Origin of the sequence: Kiloniella litopenaei (assembly GCF_000982415.1) — a bacterium.
Classification (GTDB): Bacteria; Pseudomonadota; Alphaproteobacteria; order Kiloniellales; family Kiloniellaceae; genus Kiloniella; species Kiloniella litopenaei.
The window spans coordinates 124,321-144,088 of the sequence record NZ_LANI01000003.1 but is presented as its reverse complement, the minus strand read 5'-3'; the positions used below and the strand labels follow the sequence as shown (position 1 = coordinate 144,088).

Genomic DNA, 19,768 nt, shown 5'->3' with positions numbered 1-19,768 from the left:
ATGAGCGAACTTAAATTCAGTGAAGACCACGAATGGATTCTTGTCGACGGTGATGTCGGTACCGTTGGAATCACAGAATTTGCTCAAGAGCAGCTTGGTGACGTTGTATTCGTTGAAGTTCCGGACGAAGGAAAAGACCTGGAAAAAGGTGACGAAGCTGCGGTTGTTGAATCTGTTAAAGCTGCAAGTGAAGTTTACGCGATTTGTGATGGTGAAGTGATCGCCGGTAACGAAGCTTTGGCTGATGAGCCAAGTCTGGTGAACTCTGACCCAATGGGTGAAGGCTGGTTCTACAAAGCGAAGATTACGGATGCTTCACAGCTTGAACAGTTGATGGACGAAGCCGGCTACAAAGCCTTTATCGAAGGTCAGGGATAATACCTCTAATCGTTGATTTTGGGTGTTGGGAAAATCTGAGTATTTGTAATCTCAGCTAAGTACGTTTGATTGATGCCAGCTTCTGCAAGGAAGCTGTGCATTGGTTTACTAATTAAGGAATTCGCCATGTCTGATACAAATGTGTCTCTAAAAGACCTAGAACAAAAAACTGATTTTGTTCGCCGTCATATCGGGCCTAATGATGCTGAGCAAACGGAAATGCTTGCGCTTTTGGGTCTTGGTTCTTTGGAAGAGCTTTCCGATAAAACAGTGCCGGAAGCAATTCGTGAGACTGCCCCGCTTGCTATGGCTGAGAGTCAGACAGAAGTTGATGTTCTTGCTCATGCCAAGTCACTCGCATCCAAAAATAAGGTGTTCAAATCCTTCATTGGTATGGGGTACTATGGAACACACGTTCCTAAAGTTATCCTGAGAAACGTTCTGGAAAATCCGGGCTGGTATACATCTTATACGCCGTATCAGGCAGAGATTTCTCAGGGGCGCTTGGAAGCGATCCTGAACTATCAGACAATGATCAGTGATCTTACAGGTATGGAACTGGCGAATTCCTCTATGCTTGACGAAGGTACTGCCGCTGCTGAAGCCATGACGTTCTGTCGTCGTGTTGCAAAAAGTAAAGCAGAGGCTTTCTTTGTTGATCAGGATCTCTTGCCTCAAAGTATCTCGGTTATCAAAACACGCGCAGAAGCTCTGGGTTACGAAGTCGTTATCGGTGATCCGCGCAAAGATCTGGATCCTACAGCTGTTTATGGTGCGCTGTTCCAGTATCCCGGAACTTCCGGTCGTATCGAAGATTACAGCGATTTGATCGCGGCGGTTCAGGAAAACAAAGGTCTTGCCGGCATTGCTGCTGATATCCTTGCGCTAACACTTATCAAAAGCCCGGGTGAACTTGGTGCTGACTTTGCGATTGGTTCCGCACAACGTTTTGGTGTCCCAATGGGTTTTGGTGGACCACACGCTGGTTACTTTGCGACACATGATAAATTCAAGCGCTCTATTCCTGCGCGTCTTGTTGGAATGTCTGTTGATTCTCATGGCGAGCCAGCTCTTCGCATGGCGCTTCAAACCCGGGAACAGCATATCCGCCGTGAAAAAGCGACCAGTAACATCTGTACAGCACAGGCGTTGCTCGCGAATATGGCTGGCTTCTATGCGACCTATCACGGTCCTGAAGGCCTGAAGACGATCGCACGTCGTGTGAACCGTCTGGCCTCTATCCTGGCTGCTGGTCTAAAAGCCGGTGGTGTGGAAGTTGTGTATGACAGCTTCTTTGACACTCTGACACTTTCTGTTGCTGGTAAAGCCAACGATATCGCCGCTAAAGCTCGTGATCACAAAATGAACCTTCGTGTTGTTGATGGGGATACTCTTGGTATTTCCATCGATGAGACAACAACCCGTGGTGATGTTGAAACTCTTTGGAGCGTCTTCGGCGTTTCAGGGCAATCTGTTGATGCACTGGATGATTCAGTTGAGAGCAGTATTCCTGCTGCTACGGTTCGTCGTACAGACTTCCTGACGCATCCTACATTCAATAGTTATCATTCTGAAACAGAAATGATGCGCTATCTGCGCAAGCTCTGTGACAAGGATATCGGGCTTGATCGTGCAATGATTCCATTGGGTTCTTGCACCATGAAGCTGAATGCTGCCACAGAGATGATTCCGGTTACATGGCCTGAATTTGGTGAAATTCATCCATTCGTTCCTCTTGATCAGGCCGAAGGCTATCTTGAGCTGATCAAAGATCTGGAAGATATGCTGGTTGAAGTTACCGGATACGACGCCGTGTCGCTACAGCCGAACTCTGGTTCTCAGGGGGAATATGCGGGTCTGCTTGCTATTCGCAAGTACCACGAAAGCCGGGGCGATACGCAGCGCGATATCTGTCTGATTCCGGCATCTGCACACGGAACAAACCCTGCATCCGCTGCCCTGGCAGGCATGAAAGTTGTCGTTGTTAACTGCGATGACGAAGGTTACATCGATAACGACGATCTCTATGCCAAGGCTGAAAAGCACCAGGAAAATCTGGCGGCGATCATGATTACCTATCCTTCAACACATGGTGTGTTTGAGGAAGAGGTTCGTAAAACATGTGGCATTGTTCATGACTTTGGCGGACAGGTTTATGTCGATGGCGCCAACATGAATGCTATGGTTGGACTGGCTAAGCCGGGTAAGTTCGGTGGTGATGTTTCGCACCTTAACCTGCATAAAACATTCTGCATTCCACACGGTGGTGGGGGACCGGGTGTTGGCCCGATCGGTGTTGGTAAACACCTGGCGCCTTTCTTGCCGAATCATTCTCTGGTTGCTGAAGCTGGCCCAGAGACAGGGCAGGGTGCTGTTACTTCTGCACCTTGGGGATCTGCAAGCATTCTTCCGATCACATGGACCTATCTAAAGCTGATGGGGGCCTCTGGTCTGAAAAAGGCAACACAGATGGCGATCTTGAATGCGAACTATCTGGCTAAACGTCTTTCTGATCACTATCCGGTTCTTTACACATCCAAGAACGGGATGGTTGCTCATGAATGTATTATTGATGTTCGCCCACTTAAAGACGACATCGGTATTACAGTTGATGATATCGCCAAGCGTTTGATCGATTATGGTTTCCATGCCCCGACAATGTCTTTCCCTGTACCTGGTACATTGATGATTGAGCCAACTGAATCAGAGTCCAAGTACGAGATTGATCGCCTTGCAGATGCAATGATTTCTATCCGTAAAGAAATTGGCCGCGTAGCTTCTGGTGAATTACCACTTGAAGACAACATGCTTTGTAATGCACCGCATACTGCTGCATCTATGTTGTCTGAAAACTGGGATCACCCCTATACACGCGAAGAAGCAGCCTATCCGGTAGAAAGTTTGCGTGACGGAAAATACTGGGCGCCTGTTGGACGTGTGGACAACGTTTATGGTGATCGTAATCTAGTTTGCTCTTGCCCTTCAATCGAGAGCTATCGGGATGCGGCTGAATAGGCCGCTATAGCGGAGAGACCAGATGGGACCATTGCTGGGTGTCTCGTTAAATCTGATCTCTCCGTCCTCATAGGGCGTGTATGTTAGGCAAGGGACGGCCTGACATACTTGGGATAGGGCCGCACCCTGTTCCCGTCCATTGCTGGGACTGGAGTTCGTGTGTAAACACGAACTCCTTTTTTTATTTTATAATAATCAAGATGTCTATTGCTGATACATTGAATGTAGGTAACATAAGGTCATTCTTTTGATATATTTCCCATACTCTGTTGGGGCTCAAGAGCAATTTTTCTCTGCCCTTTGTAATTTGGAGAAACTTAATGTGCCGTTGGCTGGCCTATTCTGGACAAGAAATTTTCTTGGAAGAGTTACTTTTTAAACCGCAACATTCCCTTGTGGAACAATCACAACATGCTGTTGAAGCGAAAGTTGCGACAAACGGGGACGGTTTCGGTGTGGGTTGGTATGGACAGCGGGAAGAACCGGGTCTGTACAGAGAAACAATGCCTGCCTGGAATGACTGTAACCTACAGCACTTGGCATCCCAGATTCGATCATCGCATTTTTTTGCTCATGTTAGGGCTTCTACAGGAACCGCAACATCCCGCGCTAATTGTCATCCCTTTTCCTATAAGCATTGGATGGGGATGCATAATGGCCAGGTTGGGGGCTATGAACAGTTCAGGCGACCGCTAGAGGCATTTATCACCGATGAACACTATACAAAACGTATGGGGACAACAGACAGTGAGGCCCTGTTTTATATGTTGTTTAACTTTGGCCTAGAAGAAAATCCGGTTAATGCAATTCGCAAGATGGTCGAGACTGTGGAGACACTACAGGCTGAACGAAACATTACAGAGCCGTTTCGCTGCACGATGGCGATAACAGATGGTGATCGCCTTTATTGCCTCAGGCATTCCAGTGATCGTTTTGCCCCATCATTGTACTGGCGATATAAAGACGGCGATCTGGTGGTCGTTTCCGAGCCATTAACGGATGATCAAGAAGGGTGGAACAAGGTGCCCGCATCGCATGTGCTCGTCGCGCATAATTCCAATGTTAAAGAGATTGTTTCTCTTAAGGTCTAGGACCTCACGACGATGAGTTATTTAGTATGAGGGGTAGAAGAATTGTCGTGTCGATAAGATCTGGTATCTAGACCGGGGATCTTTTGTTTAAGTTTTATCCGATAAAACGCAGGAACCAACTTTCCAGCTAGGCGTAATCTTTTCTATGGTAAAAACAGACACAAAAAAACCGGCTCGTAAGAGCCGGTTTTAATTTGCTTAATCTCGCTAGAGATCAATGAAACTTCTCACCAAGTGCACTAATGGAATCATCCATTAATGATTTGGCTTTTGCCTTGGTCATGCTGCCAGCCAGAATGTTTCTGGTTGCTGTGATTGCAACATCAACGGCCTGATCACGAACTTCGTTCAACGCAGCTGTTTCTGCCTGAGCGATTTTGTCCATGGCTTGTTGTTCGCGACGTTTTAGTGATTCTTCTAAATCAGCCGCAGCTTCTTCTTGAACACGCTTTGCTTCTTGCTTCGCATGTTCAATGATCTCTTCGGCTTCTTTTAGTGCATCACGTTGCTTGCGCTTGTATTCAGCCAGTGTTTTTTGCGCTTCTTCACGAAGATTTTGAGCTTCTTCGAGTGTCTTGCGAATGGCTTCACCGCGTGCGTCTAATCCTGCAACAATACTCTTCCCGCCTTTTGTTACGACAAGAAGAATAAAGATAGCAAAGGCAACGCCAACCCAAAGTGTAGGATTTTGAAGTAATTCCATGATTAGTTCTGCTCCCCTAGTGCTTCGTCAACAGCCTTGCTGAGCTTAGCGTCGGTTACATCAGTACCAAGCAGTTTACTTGTCGCGGCAGCGGCAACGTCTTTGGCAACATCCTTAATGTGACCCATAGCTTCGCTACGAGCAGCATTAATTTTGTCTTCGGCAATCTGAACCTTTTCCGAAAGCTGGGCATCAAATTCAGCCTGGCGCTTGGCGCTAGTGGCTGCGATTTCATCCGCAGATTCTTTCAGAGCGGCAACAGCAGAAGCACGCGCATCAGCAATAGCTTTCTGATAGTCCGTAAGGACTTCTTCCGCTTCTTGCTTCAGGCGTTCTGCTTTTTCCAGATCACCAGAAACTCTATTTTCGCGCTCTTCCAAAATCGAGGCCAGACGTGGCAAAGCAACCTTGGCCATCAGGAAGTAGAGCACACCGAAGGTAACGATAAGCCAAAAGATTTGGCCTACGAACGTATCGATTTGTTCAAATTGTGGCATCGTGCTACACGCCTTGTTCAGTTATCAAAATCGGATCAGATAAAAGTCTGATAGGCCGACATACTACCAAACACCCAACAGGGTATCTGAGAATATCGGCCTAACAATCTGTTCCAATTAAGCTACGAACAGAAGGATCAGAGCAACTAGTAGAGAGAACAGTGCGATCGCTTCTGTAACAGCAAAGCCAATCCAGATGTTCGCACCAATTTCGTCTTTAGACGCTGGGTTGCGTGCGATGGACTGGAAGTAGCTAGCCCATACGTTACCAACACCAACACCTGCACCAATCATACCAAGAGTAGCAAGACCAGCACCAATCAGTTTTGCAGCTTCTGCTTCCATAATTCTCAAGCTCCTTATAACGCTTGTGCGTTAGATAGATAAAAAAGTTACGATTTCCGAAAAGATCTTAGTGCAGATGGATCGCATCATGCAGGTAGATACAAGTCAGAATGGTGAAGACATACGCTTGTAAAGCCGCCACCAGGAATTCCAAAGCTGTAATACCAACAAGCACGCCGAGTGGGATAAACCCAAATACACCGAGCATGATGACAAAGCCAGCGATGACCTTCAAAAGAACGTGGCCAACAACCATGTTCGCAAACAAACGAACAGAAAGGCTGATGGGTCGTGAAAGGTAAGAAACCAGTTCGATCGGGATGAGGATCACAGCCGTCCACAATGGCGCACCATGTGGGAAGAACAGACGAAGAAAACCTGCTCCGTGGCGGGCGAACCCGATTACAGTCACTGCCACAAAAATGATCATTGCCATCGCAAAAGTAACGACAATATGGCTGGTGAAGGTAAAGGTTCCCGGTACGAGACCGATTACGTTTCCAAAAAGGATAAACATGAACAGTGTGAAGACAAACGGGAAGTACTGACGTCCGGCAGAGCCGACGTTATCCCGGAGAAGGTTCGCAACCATCTCATAGCTCATTTCCGCCATGCTTTGCCAACGACCGGGAACAAGTGCACGCCCGCGTGTTGATCCTACAAGGAAAATTGTTACGAGTAGAACGCTCAGCGACATAAACAGTGCTGAGTTGGTAAAGGAGATATCGTAATTACCTAGTTGGATTGGTAAAAGAGTTGTTACCTCAAACTGGTGCATTGGGTCGATTGAACCTGATGCCACGAGCCTTCCCCTCTAATTTTACTCTGCGCGATCTTCGCGATCTTCGCGAAAACGCTTTTTGTTTTCTAACTGTTTAGCAACCCGAACCACATTGGCAAAGGCTGCCCCGATACCAAGGAAGAAGAATACAATCATCAACCAAGGTTTTGTCCCCAATAAGTGATCAAGATAGTATCCTATCCCGAACCCCATTATCAGGGCTGCAACTATTTCAACCGATATGCGGAAACCGACCGCCATACCGCTTGCTGCATCAGCTCGGTTACTGGATTCAGGCTTGTTTACCTGATTTTGACGCTCGCGAGCCGCGCGCAGTCTTTTATCCAGGTCCGTCAAAGACGAACGATCTTCAGGTTCCGGCATTTAGTTAAGCCTTCCTGATGGCTACCATTTGAGCTGAAGTAGCACCTGTTAAACGCGGGCGCAACATACGTGGAGCATCATAGTTATGTCAAGAAAGAATCAGCCATGATTTTGACCTAATTCCAATGGGTCCCTGTTCATATCCTCTCTGAGCTAAAGGGATCAAGGTTTTTGTCAGCAGTTAGCCTGTCTTAAGATTTTGAAAGAGAATGGCTTTATTGTGCATGCGCGAAAACACTGACTGTGAAATAACTGACCAAATCACTGGGATTAGCTTTGTTGTTTCTTTTCCATCAAGTCATCAGCAGCTTCCAGATTAACCGAAACCAGTTGACTAACCCCCCGTTCACTCATTGTGACGCCAAACAGGCGCCGTACCCGTGCCATGGTCATGCGGTGATGCGAGATAATAAGAAAACGGGTTGAAGTACTGTGAACAAGCTCTTCGACCAGTTTGCAAAACCGATCAACATTGGCATCGTCGAGTGGTGCATCAACCTCGTCCAGGACGCAAATAGGGGCCGGATTGGTCAGGAAAACGGCAAACAGAAGTGAAAGGGCTGTCAAAGCCTGTTCGCCACCCGATAGAAGTGACATGACTTGCAGGCGTTTTCCCGGGGGGCTCGCCATTATTTCTAACCCGGCCTGCAAAGGATCCTCTGCCTCGGTGAGAGTAAGGTGCGCGCGACCCCCGCCAAAGAGCCTGACAAAAAGATCGGAAAAGTGTGCATTGACGCGATCAAATGCTTTTAAAAGCCGCTCGCGTCCTTCTTTGTTGAGATTGGCAATGCCCTGTCTGAGTTTTCCTATGGCAAGTAAAAGGTCTTCCTTATCGTTCAGCATGCCTTTTATTTGCAGGTCTAGTTCTTCTGCCTCTTGCTCTGCACGGAGATTTACAGGGCCCATGTTATTACGCTCGTTCGTGAGGCGGTCGTGTTTTCGTGTGACGTCATCCCGGGGCGGCAGATCCTCGCCGATCTGAATATCTGCAATGGATAGCGCCTTTTCCAGGGAACAGCCCAAACGTTCCCGTACGCGGTCGATCAAAATCGCCATTGTCTGCTTGTTTTGTTCAACCGTAGATTCTGCTCGGATCATGGCTTCCCGGGCTTGTGCGAGAAGATGCTCGGATTCTCTCAACTGTCTGTCTGCTTCGGCTTGTTCCAGTTCAGCAGAGCGTAATATTTCTGATGCCTTGTTTTTTTCTGTTTCCGACTGCGCGATAACAATGGCCAAGGCTTGTTTTTGTTTTTTTATTTCCTGTGGTTTGGTTTTCCATATCTCGATTTCAGCTTCTGTCCGCTTAATCCGGATATCGATTTCACTTAAATACTGTTTGGCTTCTTTTGTACGGCGTGACCAGGAACCTAATTCAGTCTCGATACTGACAAGGCGTTCGCGACGGGTTTGTACATCTCGTTTGATCTGTTCAAGTTTCCCGCGTTGAGATCCGAGCAAATTTCGTTCCCTGGATAGCTCTTTTTGTAAGTTGGCGAGTTGTTCTTTTTCTTGTTTTTGATCAGGTAGGGCTTCAATCTCTGCGAGGGTTTCTTTTTGTCGCTGGTTGGCTTCGAGGTTTTCGCGGATGAGGCGTTGCAGGTTCTCTTCAACAGCCGATAGCTGCGATGCGAGTTTAGCGTGTTTTTGCGCTAGGGTTGTGTGGTGATTATTGGCTGAAGAGACTTCGTTGTGGGCAGTGTCGAGTGCTTGTCGGGCAAGCTTTTCTGCCTCGAGGCTTTTATCAAGGGCTTGTTTTGTCGCGATGAAATGGTTGTTTGCCTTTGTACTGCGGGATTCTATTTTTGCTTTATCTTTTTCCAATCCCTTTAGTCTGTTTTTGTATTCCAGTCTTACAGCCGCTGCCGAGGGGGCGTCGTCCCGGACGGTTAACCCATCCCATCGCCATAGTGTTCCTTCTTTTGACACCAGTCTTTGGCCCGGTGCTAGTTGGCTATAAAGCTCTTCATCAATCGTGCGTGTTTCAACCAGACCTATTTGAGACAGGCGAGCATGCAGGCGATCCGGCGCGTGCACAAAATTAAGAAGAGGAATTATCCCGTCGGGGAGTGCAGGAAGATCTGTTCGCAAAGGAATGTCATGCCAATGAGCGACGGCTTCTTCTTCGGAGCCTGCATTTAAATCCTCGCCAAGGGCAGCACCCAAAGCCTTTTCGTAGCCAGTCTTGACCGAGAGCTCATCGAGGATTGGATGAGACACAGAGGATGATGTGCCCCGCAAGAGTTCATTTAGGGCACGAATTTCAGCAGAAATTTGATTTAATTCACTTTGGGCATCCTGATTGGCATCACGGGCCTGTTCTTCTGACTGTCGTTTGCTCTGAACATCCTTTTCTTGTGTATCCAGAGCTTCTTTGGCTTGGTTAAGTTTTTGCTCTGCAGCTTTCAAATCCCGTTCAGCTTCGATAAGACTTGCGCGACTTTCTTGCTGTGAGACAAGGTGTTTGTGTTGTGCTTCTTGTTGGCGTAATTGAGAAGACTGACGATTTATCAGCTCTTTCTGTTCGTTTTGGCGCCTTTTCAGAGCTGTTGATTGTGCTTCGTTGGCTGCAATCTGGCTGTTGATTTCAGAAATCGAACGATCAATTTCTGAAATCGTCTGCGCATGTTTTTTGCAATCGCTTTCCAGGGCCTGTTGGTCTGTATGGATCGACTTGTTTTTGTCCTGGATAACAGTTCTTTCTTGTTTTAGCCGTTCTTCGGCCTCTAGGGTATCAGCATTGATATTTGTTGCCCGCTCGCGATCCTTGGTGAGTTGCGATAATAATTCGGTTGATTTATTGAGCGCCTCAACTGCCTGTTGTTCCTCACGCTGCAAGTTTTCCTGATTAATTAGTAATCTTTGGTGTTTTGAGGAGTATGATGTTTCTGTTTCTCGCAAGGTTGGCAAGCTGGCAGCAACATCAACTTGGGCACGGGATTTTTGCGCTGTAATAGCCGTTTTTTCTGAAACGTCTTTTTGGGCCGCTTTTAATATATCAAGGGCTTCGCTTTGGGCTTTTTTTGCATCAACTGATTCGTAATGCAGCAAGATTGCTTCGTGCTGTCGAATAAGTTGAGCAAGATTGCGGTAACGATTCGCTTGTCTTGCCTGTTTCTTTAACCCCTGAAGCTGCGCGTCCAGTGTGGTTATGACATCCTCTAGGCGTTCAAGATTTGTTTCCGCGGCCCGTAATCGCAACTCGGCCTCGTGCCGGCGGGAATGCAAGCCGGTAATACCTGCGGCTTCTTCCAGTAGACCACGTCTACTGGTCGGTTTGGCGTTGATGATTTCACCAATACGGCCCTGGCTGACGAGTGCTGTTGATTGCGATCCACTGGCGGCATCGGCAAATAATAGTTGTACATCACGGGCGCGTACGTCTTTGCCATTAACCTTGTAGTTAGATCCACTTCCCCGGGATATCCGCCGAACCACCTCGATATCATCGTATTCGTTAAAAGCAGCAGGGGCTGTTCTGTCTCGATTGTCGAGTAACAATGATACTTCGGCGATATTTCTTGCGGGGCGCGTGGCTGATCCGGCGAAGATAACATCATCCATTTCACTGCCACGCATGCGTTTGGCCGATGTTTCGCCCATAACCCAACGTAGGGCTTCAACGAGGTTGGATTTCCCGCATCCGTTCGGGCCAACAATTCCGGTCATGCCGGAAGAGATCAGAAGTTCGGTCTGATCAACAAAAGATTTGAATCCGCTGAGCCGTAGTTTGTTAAACTGAACCAATGCCCACGAATCCCTGATTTGGTTTGCTGTTCCCCCGCAAGGTCAGGTTAGTTGTGAAAATAAATATCCTGAACCCTTGAGTAAGCACCGTTTTTTCGGATGTCATAGGGAAAACTGTAACTCTATGAATGATCTTCTGCAACAGTAGCTGCTTCGCCAATATGCAAAAGGCCCCATGAAAAACATGAGGCCTTTATCCGTTAGAGAGATTCTTTTAATTGATTACAAAGCATCTTCCAGAAGATCATTCATCGCATCATAGTCGCGACCACCCGCAAAAACCTCACCATTAATAACAAAGCTTGGTGTTGAGCTGATACCGAAAGAGGTTTTACCTTCTTGAGCTTGGGTCACAATGCGTCGCAGAGCGGCTTCGTCATTAAAGCATTCTTCAAAGCGTTCATTGTTCATGCCAGCTAGAAGAGCCATTTTCTGGAGTCCTTCTTTTGCGGCTCCACCAAAGGCCCAAGTCTGTTGCTGTTGGAAAAGTAAATCCAGGAAAGAGAAATAGCGATCCCCTTCCAGGCATTCGGCAACGGCTGCACCGCGCAAGGCAACACCATCAAGAGGCATGTGGCGATAGACCAAGCGGGCTTTGCCTGTTTCTATCCAGTTCTTTTTGACCTCCGGTAGAGTACCAGTATGGAAATCTGCGCAGTGCGGGCAGGTAAGGGATGCGTATTCTATTATTGTTACAGGCGCATTTTTGTCGCCGAGAATACGGTCATTTTCGGTTACTTCGCCAGCGGCTTGAGCCGAAGAAATGTTCGTAAGAGAAGCGGCAAGTGGAAAGCTGAGCGCAAAAGCCGCTGCGTTGCGGATAAAAAGCCGTCTGTTCATTGTCTGTATTATTCCTGAACTGCGAAGTTTGATTTTACGAAATTTGATTAAGTTGTCCTAAACCTAGTCTAGAGACAAGTGTGGCGGCAATAGGGCAATGTACCTTCTTCACTATTTGTTGATTTTGTTTCTGGCACGGGTTGTTGCGGCCAACCGTTCCAAAGATGTTCTCAATGCATCGTTTTTTACATTGGAAAATTCATTTCTGATATCTTGTTGCTCTTTGCCTGATAACTTTGGAAGTTCAGGGGCTTTTTTTGTTTCGGGCTTGTATAAAGGTCCCTGTTGAAGGGATATGCGTGCGATTGCCCGATATCCAAAGTGGCTGTTGACGCGTTCAATTATTTGAGGTGTCTGTTGTTGGATTGCCAAGGCAAAAGCCGGATCAGCCTTAATCAGCAGGGTGCCATCGTTTCTGATGCCTTGGCTAGGATATCGCAACTTTATAGGTAGGCATTGGTTCGCCAGCTCTTTCCCGACAATCATACCCCAATCTTCGATGAGGCCAGCTTCGGCAAAGCCACGTTTTCCTGTGATTCTTTTAGTGAGTTTGGGCAGTGTGGCAGCGATTGGTTGCATGGATTTACGCCGACGGCTTGAAACCTCTGGAATTGAGGTTTCTTTCTTTTGAGTAGTTTTTGTTTTTTTTGGCTTTGTGGTTTTTGCCATCGCTGGTCGAAGTGCCTTGATCACATAGTTTGCGAAGTTGTCTGTTGTGAGGGTGTCTTCTTTAGTTGATCTAATTGTGGATGGGAAGGAGTATAGCCCAGTGGTCGGGGAAAAACAGAACCGATTCGTAAGTTAAGGGCGCAAAAGCAGCTTGGGGCATCTTTTTCCCGAGTTTCGTGTCCTGAGTTTAGTGAAGTGAAATACAGGTTACTGTTTTGGTTCAAATGATCGCAGAAGAAATCTTGCCGTGGTACGACAAACATGCCCGTGAGCTACCGTGGCGTCTGTCGCCAAGGCAGAAACGTGCTAATCCTAACGTACTCTATGCTGATCCTTATCGTGTGTGGCTGAGCGAAATAATGCTCCAGCAGACTACGGTTGCGACCGTTAAGGGGTATTACGAAAAGTTTTTGGCTTCTTGGCCCACGGTAAATGATCTGGCCAAAGAAGATCTGGATAATGTTCTGAGCGCCTGGGCTGGTCTTGGGTATTATGCTCGAGCGCGTAACCTGCACAAATGTGCGAAGGTTGTTGCGGATGAACTGGGTGGTGTTTTTCCGGATACAGAAGAGGGGCTGTTAAAACTTCCCGGGGTTGGTCCCTATACTGCGGCTGCAATTGCTGCAATAGCCTATGATCGTCCGGCAACAGTGGTCGACGGTAATGTGGAGCGAGTGATTGCCCGATACTATGCGCTTGAAGATCCCTTGCCTGGTGTAAAACCCCAAATGAAAGAGTGCGCCCAACAGCAGACTCCATATGAACGTGCTGGCGATTATGCACAGGCTATGATGGATCTGGGGGCAACCATATGTACGCCGAGATCTCCGGGCTGTGTGATTTGCCCAATTCAAACCGCGTGTCTTGCCAGAAAATCCGGCATCGCTGAAAGCTTACCAAAGAAGGCGCCCAAAAAGGAAAAGCCAACCCGGCGTACCTATGCTTATCTTTTTCTATCAGACGAGAGGGGCGCTCTATTAAGGCGGAGACCTGAAAAGGGGTTGCTCGGGGGGATGACAGAGGTCCCAACGGGAGATTGGGTCAAGCAAGGTGATGCCGTGCGTAACCCTGAGCTTGACCATCTGGCGCAATGGACTGAGCTAGAGGGTGTTGTGAAACATACCTTCACACATTTTCATTTCGAGATTACAGTTCTGACGAGCAAAATTTCACAAAATTTAGATGGAATTGCTGAAGCTGTGCAGGGAGCGTGGGCACATAAAACAGAATTTTCTGGTCTGGCGCTGCCGACAGTTATGAAGAAAATCCTTCGTCATGCTGACTATATATAGCTTTTAGGAATGATATAGCTTTTAGGAATGATCCTTGTCGCATTAAGCAATGCTGATGGTCGCAAGCAAATCGTTTGCTCTTCTAAAACCACAAAAGCCCGCTTCTGCGGGCTTTTGTGGTTAAAGAGTATTTTTTAGTTGGTCATTTCGGCGCGAACTTGCTGGCGGAGAACGTCTATACATACTTCCCGACCCTCTGCGTCCATGTGCCAATAGGTCCAGCCGTTACAGGCCGAAGCGCCCTGTACCATAGCGCCGACTTTGTGGATCGATCCCTGGAATTCATTTGATATCAGACTGCCATCGGCGCGCACTTTTGCGGAGTACTTTTTCTTGGGGCCGTAGAGTGTCGTGCCGGGTTCAAGCAAGCCGCGCTCAATAAGCGTACCGAAAGGAATGCGGGGCTGTTCACGCTTTTGTTCGATAGAGACAAGGTTAATATCGTCAAGCTGCTTTACCTGAGAAATACGTTTCTTGGCTATCTTTACATATTCTGGATCTTGTTCGATCCCCAGGAAGTGTCTGCCGAGTTTTTTCGCAACGGCCCCAGTTGTGCCAGTTCCAAAGAAGGGATCAAGAATGACATCACCGGGTTTTGTCGATGACAGGATAACACGGTGCAATAGTGATTCAGGTTTCTGCGTTGGATGTGCTTTGTCGCCTTCTTTGTTTTTAAGGCGTTCACCGCCGTTACAAATCGGCAAGAGCCAGTCACTGCGCATTTGAATGTCGTCGTTCAGGGCCTTCATGGATTCATAGTTGAAGGTGTATTTTGAACTTTTGGACTTGGCGACCCAGATCATGGTTTCGTGTGCGTTGGTAAATCGTCTGCCACGAAAGTTTGGCATTGGGTTTGATTTGCGCCAAATCACATCATTCAGCATCCAGTAGTCAAGATTCTGGAGGAGGGCACCAACACGGTATATGTTGTGGTAACTGCCAATAACCCAAAGGGTGCCGTTTTCTTTGAGAACACGGCGCGCTGCTTTTAGCCAGTTCCAGGTGAATTCGTCATAGGCTCGAAAGCTATCAAACTTGTCCCAGTCATTATTGACGGCATCAACTTTGGAGTTGTCCGGACGCGTAAGTTCACCCGCCAATTGCAGGTTATACGGTGGATCCGCAAAGATCACATCAACAGACTTTTCAGGTAGACTGTTCATGATCTCGACGCATTCACCGAGATGGACAACATTCTTTTTCACTAAAGCAGACTCCTCTTGACTCGAGTCCCCTATCTTGAGTCACTGTGGAGTCGCGGTCAAGTATTTTTTCCGCGAAGAGTCAAGTAAAGAGTCATTGGAGTCAGTCGTTTAGCTCGAGTCGCTCTCTGATTGGACGAAATGTGCGGCGATGGGCTGGGGTAACCCCAAGATCTAGTAGTGCGGCCTTGTGTTGAGCTGTTCCGTAACCTTGATTCTTTTCCCAGCCATAACCGGGGTACTGAATCGATAGTTCAAACATCTGATGATCACGATTCACTTTCGCGATGACTGATGCTGCCGCGATGGACAGGCTAATACTATCGCCTTTGATCACCGCTTTTGCCGGGTAGGGCAGTTTGGGTATCTTATTACCGTCAACCAAAATGGCTTGTGGTGTTAGGGGGAGGTTCGAGACGGCTCTTTGCATTGCAAGCATCGAGGCCTGAAGGATATTTAATTCGTCAATTTCTTCGCAGCTGGCTTCACCCAAGGCCAGTTTGATAATCCCGCTCTGCTGTAGATCATAAAGCTGATCGTTTATATCTTCACGTTTTTTGACTGAAAGCTTCTTCGAATCATCGAGCTTAGTGATCAGGTCTTGTGGTATTTTTTTGCGGTCCAGCCATGCCGCGCCAGCAACGACCGGGCCGGCCCACGGACCACGCCCGACTTCGTCAAGGCCAACAATGATGGCGTTGTTAATACCGAGTTCTTGATCAAGTTCTTGTTCTCTTGAAAAGTCAGGCATTGGTTTTGTTTTTAGTCTTTGGATCCAGCAGTCGAAGTTTCGGCTTCTTGAGTTTTTGTTGGTTTCTCATCGTCATCCGTTTCAGGGGCACTTTGGGCGACGGTTGAAATGTTTTCCGAATCTTGGGTGGGGGCTGTGCTATTCGTATCTTCTTTGGTACGACAGCGAAGCAGACGTTCTTGAAGCTTTGGAAACCATTTTAACAAAACGCTTTGTCCTGTTCTTGTCAGGACCTTTTCCGCCAAGCTGGATGTCCGTATGATCGCACCAACTTCTGGGCCGTAGGTCAGACGCATGGTCTCGGCACCAGAAGTAATTCCAAGCTGGGTAATCTGATGCAGTCTTCTGGCGGTAAAAAGCCAAAAGGGGCTGGTGAACAGGGATATCACCGTGACAGAAACAACCAGCCGATAGTTTTCATCATCAAGAACACCTGCGCCAATACCAAGAGCGGCTAGGATGAATGAGAATTCACCAAGCTGGGCAAGTATAGATCCCGACAGGAAGGCGCGGGGCCAAGTTTCACCCAGGAACCTGATCAAAGTAATGTTGAGGGCCGTTTTAAAGAGCGCCACAAAAAGCACCAGGAAGAAAACAAGTCCCAGGTTATCCCAGATATATTGGGCGTCCAAAAGCATGCCGATGGAGAGGAAAAACACCATGAGCAAGATGCTTTGAATTGGGGCGACTTGCTTGGACATGACTTTGTGGCTGGCCGAGTTTCCTAAAATCAACCCTGCTAAAAATGCGCCATAGGCCGCAGATAAGCCGATTAGGCCCGAAAAAGCCGACGCGCCAAAACAAAAAGCCATTCCGGCAAGCGGTGTGAGGTCTTCGTTATCACCGATTGAGCGGGCGAAGGGGATTTGTAATCCGCGTTTTTTGCTCAGGAAGATAAACAAAAGAATGAGAATACCTATGGAGATGCCGACTTTGATAAAGGCTGATGTTCCGATGCCGCCTTCAGAGCCAAAAGAGCTGACAAAAAGCATCATGGGAACTACCGCGAGATCCTGGGCAATTAGAATACCGATGGTTACCTGACCAATGCGGGTTCCGTATTCATTGATTTCCTGAAGCATCTTAACGGCGACAGCTGTGCTGGAGAGAGCAAAGACAAATCCGAAGAAAAGGATTAATTCAAAACTCCAGTCCATGAACTGTCCAAGTAACCACATGCCGCCGACACCCACAGCGATCTGTGCCGCAGTGGTTATGACAGCCACTTGCCATACCTCTTTGATGCCGCGCAGGGACAGGTTCATGCCGATGACAAAAAGCAGCATTAACACGCCAAGCTCAGCAAGCGTTGAAATGTTGTCTCTGTCTTCTACGAGCGCCAGACCAGAAGGGCCAAGGAAAACGCCGGCGAGAATATAGCCAAGCACAGGCGGTTGTTTGAATTTCCGCATAGCAATGCCGCAGGCTAGTGCAGCAACTACAACGATTGCCAGACCTGTTAAACTACCGCTGTGATGTTCCATTATATTTTGGTGTACTCTTGTTTAGTGTGCGCTTGGTAAGTGGTTTTAACTTAGCACATGATTTGGATCTGTTTGATTTAAGACCAGTCAGCTTTCTAGTGGCAAATGCTCTTGCAGGCGCGGCATCAATTCTACCAAATTACAGGGGCGGTGACGGTTATCAAGCTGTGAGCGTAGAATTTCCCCCCACCCATCTTTACAGGCGGAAGGTGAGCCGGGAAGGGCAAAAAGGTAGGTGCCTTTTGCTACGCCGCCGATTGCTCTGCTTTGCATTGTCGATGTGCCGATCTTGCTATAGCTGATCCAGCGGAACAGTTCGCCAAAGCCTTCAATTTCCTTTTCCATGACGGCTTTGAAGGCCTCTGGTGTTGTGTCTCTGCCCGTTACACCCGTACCGCCTGTGGTGATAACAACGTCGATTTCCGAATTGTTTATGTGGTTTTGAAGCTGTGATGTAATGGCAGCGATATCATCCTTGATAATGGAACGCGCAGAAACTTTATGTCCGTCTTCCTTAATCATTTTTTCCAGAACATCACCTGATTTATCATCAGCTTCTGTCCGGGAATCTGAAATGGTCATGACCGCAATGTTAACGGACAGGAAGGGGCGGGTTTCATCTAGTTTTGGCATTCTCTGCGACATCCGATTCAGAGGTTTTGTTATAGCGGTCCTGGGCTTCGTATCTTGGCCATTGGCCCGCGGCAAGGGTATCCAGCGAAGGAGAGTATTGATTTAATCGGGCGCGGTAAATCCAAAGATTTGTCAAAACGCGTTCGATAAAGAGCCGGGTTTCACGCGATGGAAGGCTTTCTATGAACAATAAAGGGTCATCATTATAGGTGATCTTGCGCTCCCATTTTCCTAAATTACCCGGTCCACCATTATAGGCAGTTGCTAATTTAAACAGGTCTCCCTCAACATAGTTGTGGTTGAGTAGATAGCCTAAATATTTTTGACCAAGGGCCAGGTTCAAAGAGGGATCGTATAGTTGATTCCGTGTTTTACCGCGAAAGCTTTGCCCTTGTGATATGTAGCTTGCAGTTTGGGGCATTAGTTGTAAAAGGCCACGTGCTCCATCCGGGCTTTTTGCGTTGGGATTAAATGATGATTCCTGGCGCATGAAGGCAAAAACCAAGGCGCGATCAATTTCAAAACCGCCTTCTGGTTCCCATTTGGGGATTGGGTACAGGGCGGCATCTATCACGCCCCGGTTTTCTGCGGGGTTTTGTTTTTCCTGCTTTTCTTCTGCTGCCAGTCTGGCGCCCAGCCTGAAAGCTAGTTCAGGCATGCCTGTGTGTTCCGTAAGCTGCAAGAAAGCGGGTATTTCATTGCCTTCGATGCTGCCAACCAGACGGCTTAGTTCTGCCTTTGCTTCTTTTGTCTGTCCCAGTTGGATAAGAGCCAGTGCCCTTTTGCTTGGTGCGTGGCTTTGTAATGTCTTGGCTGTGATTTCATTTAATGGAGTTGTCTGGTAGTCAAATGTAAGGTCCAGACCAAGTGCTCTGCGTGCAAGAATACCATAAAATGTTCGTGGATATTCTGCTGCCTGATAGAGGTATTTGCTCACATCTTGAGGTTGTTTCAGCTTCAAGTTTGCCCGGGCGGCCCAATAGGCTCCTGATGATCGCATCCAGCTGCTGCTTCGGGATGCTTTGGCAAGATGAGAGAAGTGATCACGAGCTTCTTTTGTTTTGTTCAGGCGCCAAGCTGCTAGGCCTGCAATCCAGTCGGCCGATGGCACGTACTTTCTGGATTGAGTTGCTTTTTTGGCGAGCTGATAAGCTTTTTTATCTTTCCCATAATAATACCAGGCTGCAGCCAGCTTGGCATATGTTTCGTTAATTTCTATGGGGTCAAGAAGCCGTTTTGCCTTGGCTGATTTTAGCACGTCTTCGGTAATGGACAGGCGTGTGTTCAGGATATTTCTGCGCAGTTGGCTTTTCAGGCGATTAGCTTTGATTCTGTCAGATTTGGACAGCTTCTTATTAGATCGATAGTTATAATTTTTTCCATAAGCGCGATAGGGGGCGCTTTTGAAGCGAACAGGTTTCTGGGGGTATTTGTAGTTCTTGGGACGCCTTTGTAGGGCAAGTTTGTATATAGTATCGGCCTGGGGATGATCGGCATAGGCCGCAAGCCATGTTTTTAGTTCCTTGTATTTTGATCTGTATGCAGTTGGGTGCAAGTATCTCTGTGCCTGAACGTGACCGAGCAGTATCTTGTTATCAAGCTTGGAAATCAGTTTGTCAGCATCCTTCCAACGTCCCTGTTCCTGTCGTGCGAAAATTCTGCTGTAACGTTTAACGTCTTCATTGCTCAGAATCTCTGGTAGCGTGAAGCTTTGAGTTATCTCTACATCTGTTTTGGGAAGTTGTTCTTCAATTTTTGTCGCTGCCTGTGCTGTATATGAGCAAAGCAGGAATAGGCCGGCAAGTTTTGCGGCCTTTGATGCTAAATTGACTGTCCATTGGCGTGTGCGCATGAATGTCGTCATAACGAAGTGATTGTCCCCCAGTTCCCCAAAGCCACAATATCCAAGGCATGTGCCAGCTACCAAGCTGGCTTTTGCCTTATTACAGCTGATGTCCC

Annotated in this window: 17 protein-coding genes; 4 read left to right on the top strand and 13 right to left on the bottom strand. The window is 47.6% G+C overall.

Annotated elements, in window-relative coordinates:
• The 3 genes from gcvH (at position 1) to WH95_RS04765 (ending at position 4,484) form a co-directional block, all read left to right on the top strand.
• Positions 1-378 (top strand): glycine cleavage system protein GcvH, encoded by a 378-nt coding sequence (gene gcvH, locus WH95_RS04775; RefSeq protein WP_046503725.1) that lies wholly within the window; start codon positions 1-3, stop codon positions 376-378.
• Between the two features lie 126 nt (positions 379-504).
• On the top strand, positions 505-3,393 hold the full coding sequence (gene gcvP / locus WH95_RS04770) for an aminomethyl-transferring glycine dehydrogenase (protein WP_046503722.1): 2,889 nt from the start codon (positions 505-507) through the stop codon (positions 3,391-3,393).
• A gap of 320 nt (positions 3,394-3,713) precedes the next feature.
• Positions 3,714-4,484: a class II glutamine amidotransferase gene (locus WH95_RS04765; protein ID WP_046503721.1), complete on the top strand. Its 771-nt coding sequence runs from the start codon at positions 3,714-3,716 to the stop codon at positions 4,482-4,484.
• A gap of 214 nt (positions 4,485-4,698) precedes the next feature.
• Here WH95_RS04765 and WH95_RS04760 read toward each other — a convergent pair whose 3' ends face one another.
• The 8 genes from WH95_RS04760 to WH95_RS04725 form a co-directional block, all read right to left on the bottom strand.
• Positions 4,699-5,187 (bottom strand): F0F1 ATP synthase subunit B family protein, encoded by a 489-nt coding sequence (locus WH95_RS04760; RefSeq protein ID WP_046503717.1) that lies wholly within the window; start codon positions 5,185-5,187, stop codon positions 4,699-4,701.
• A 2-nt stretch (positions 5,188-5,189) separates the two neighbouring features.
• Complete coding sequence (locus WH95_RS04755) at positions 5,190-5,684, bottom strand: F0F1 ATP synthase subunit B family protein (protein WP_046503715.1); 495 nt, start codon at positions 5,682-5,684, stop codon at positions 5,190-5,192.
• Between the two features lie 117 nt (positions 5,685-5,801).
• Positions 5,802-6,029 (bottom strand): F0F1 ATP synthase subunit C, encoded by a 228-nt coding sequence (locus tag WH95_RS04750; protein WP_046503712.1) that lies wholly within the window; start codon positions 6,027-6,029, stop codon positions 5,802-5,804.
• Between the two features lie 67 nt (positions 6,030-6,096).
• Positions 6,097-6,807 carry a F0F1 ATP synthase subunit A gene (locus WH95_RS04745; protein ID WP_046503708.1) on the bottom strand — a complete coding sequence of 237 codons (711 nt, stop codon included), beginning with the start codon at positions 6,805-6,807 and terminating at the stop codon, positions 6,097-6,099.
• Positions 6,808-6,849: 42 nt separating this feature from the next.
• The gene (locus WH95_RS04740) at positions 6,850-7,194 is read right to left on the bottom strand and encodes an AtpZ/AtpI family protein (RefSeq protein ID WP_046503705.1); all 345 of its coding nucleotides are present in this window, start codon (positions 7,192-7,194) and stop codon (positions 6,850-6,852) included.
• Positions 7,195-7,464: 270 nt separating this feature from the next.
• A complete protein-coding gene (locus WH95_RS04735; protein WP_046503702.1) occupies positions 7,465-10,938 on the bottom strand; it encodes a chromosome segregation SMC family protein in 3,474 nt (1,157 codons plus the stop codon).
• Positions 10,939-11,160: 222 nt separating this feature from the next.
• Positions 11,161-11,778: a DsbA family protein gene (locus WH95_RS04730; protein ID WP_082113983.1), complete on the bottom strand. Its 618-nt coding sequence runs from the start codon at positions 11,776-11,778 to the stop codon at positions 11,161-11,163.
• Between the two features lie 111 nt (positions 11,779-11,889).
• Complete coding sequence (locus WH95_RS04725) at positions 11,890-12,447, bottom strand: DUF721 domain-containing protein (RefSeq protein ID WP_052741809.1); 558 nt, start codon at positions 12,445-12,447, stop codon at positions 11,890-11,892.
• Between the two features lie 224 nt (positions 12,448-12,671).
• Between WH95_RS04725 and mutY the strand changes: the two genes are divergently transcribed.
• The gene (mutY, locus tag WH95_RS04720) at positions 12,672-13,739 is read left to right on the top strand and encodes an A/G-specific adenine glycosylase (protein WP_046503699.1); all 1,068 of its coding nucleotides are present in this window, start codon (positions 12,672-12,674) and stop codon (positions 13,737-13,739) included.
• Between the two features lie 134 nt (positions 13,740-13,873).
• Here mutY and WH95_RS04715 read toward each other — a convergent pair whose 3' ends face one another.
• The 5 genes from WH95_RS04715 to WH95_RS04695 form a co-directional block, all read right to left on the bottom strand.
• Positions 13,874-14,902 carry a site-specific DNA-methyltransferase gene (locus WH95_RS04715; RefSeq protein ID WP_113771990.1) on the bottom strand — a complete coding sequence of 343 codons (1,029 nt, stop codon included), beginning with the start codon at positions 14,900-14,902 and terminating at the stop codon, positions 13,874-13,876.
• Positions 14,903-15,044: 142 nt separating this feature from the next.
• On the bottom strand, positions 15,045-15,692 hold the full coding sequence (locus WH95_RS04710) for a ribonuclease HII (protein WP_046503693.1): 648 nt from the start codon (positions 15,690-15,692) through the stop codon (positions 15,045-15,047).
• 11 nt (positions 15,693-15,703) lie between these two features.
• A complete protein-coding gene (locus tag WH95_RS04705) occupies positions 15,704-17,176 on the bottom strand; it encodes a cation:proton antiporter (RefSeq protein WP_082113982.1) in 1,473 nt (490 codons plus the stop codon).
• 87 nt (positions 17,177-17,263) lie between these two features.
• A complete protein-coding gene (moaB, locus tag WH95_RS04700) occupies positions 17,264-17,809 on the bottom strand; it encodes a molybdenum cofactor biosynthesis protein B (protein WP_046503690.1) in 546 nt (181 codons plus the stop codon).
• A complete protein-coding gene (locus WH95_RS04695; protein WP_157845894.1) occupies positions 17,793-19,736 on the bottom strand; it encodes a lytic transglycosylase domain-containing protein in 1,944 nt (647 codons plus the stop codon). The genes moaB and WH95_RS04695 overlap by 17 nt, the downstream gene beginning before the upstream one ends.
• Positions 19,737-19,768: the final 32 nt, after the last annotated feature.

Bases quoted from the DNA above. Each gene is read 5' to 3' on its own strand.
- gcvH (WP_046503725.1), top strand. From the start codon at position 1: ATGAGCGAACTTAAATTCAGTGAAGACCACGAATGGATTCTTGTCGAC.
- gcvP (WP_046503722.1), top strand. From the start codon at position 505: ATGTCTGATACAAATGTGTCTCTAAAAGACCTAGAACAAAAAACTGAT.
- WH95_RS04765 (WP_046503721.1), top strand. From the start codon at position 3,714: ATGTGCCGTTGGCTGGCCTATTCTGGACAAGAAATTTTCTTGGAAGAG.
- WH95_RS04760 (WP_046503717.1), bottom strand. From the start codon at position 5,187: ATGGAATTACTTCAAAATCCTACACTTTGGGTTGGCGTTGCCTTTGCT.
- WH95_RS04755 (WP_046503715.1), bottom strand. From the start codon at position 5,684: ATGCCACAATTTGAACAAATCGATACGTTCGTAGGCCAAATCTTTTGG.
- WH95_RS04750 (WP_046503712.1), bottom strand. From the start codon at position 6,029: ATGGAAGCAGAAGCTGCAAAACTGATTGGTGCTGGTCTTGCTACTCTT.
- WH95_RS04745 (WP_046503708.1), bottom strand. From the start codon at position 6,807: ATGCACCAGTTTGAGGTAACAACTCTTTTACCAATCCAACTAGGTAAT.
- WH95_RS04740 (WP_046503705.1), bottom strand. From the start codon at position 7,194: ATGCCGGAACCTGAAGATCGTTCGTCTTTGACGGACCTGGATAAAAGA.
- WH95_RS04730 (WP_082113983.1), bottom strand. From the start codon at position 11,778: ATGAACAGACGGCTTTTTATCCGCAACGCAGCGGCTTTTGCGCTCAGC.
- WH95_RS04725 (WP_052741809.1), bottom strand. From the start codon at position 12,447: ATGGCAAAAACCACAAAGCCAAAAAAAACAAAAACTACTCAAAAGAAA.
- mutY (WP_046503699.1), top strand. From the start codon at position 12,672: ATGATCGCAGAAGAAATCTTGCCGTGGTACGACAAACATGCCCGTGAG.
- WH95_RS04715 (WP_113771990.1), bottom strand. From the start codon at position 14,902: ATGAACAGTCTACCTGAAAAGTCTGTTGATGTGATCTTTGCGGATCCA.
- WH95_RS04710 (WP_046503693.1), bottom strand. From the start codon at position 15,692: ATGCCTGACTTTTCAAGAGAACAAGAACTTGATCAAGAACTCGGTATT.
- WH95_RS04705 (WP_082113982.1), bottom strand. From the start codon at position 17,176: ATGGAACATCACAGCGGTAGTTTAACAGGTCTGGCAATCGTTGTAGTT.
- moaB (WP_046503690.1), bottom strand. From the start codon at position 17,809: ATGCCAAAACTAGATGAAACCCGCCCCTTCCTGTCCGTTAACATTGCG.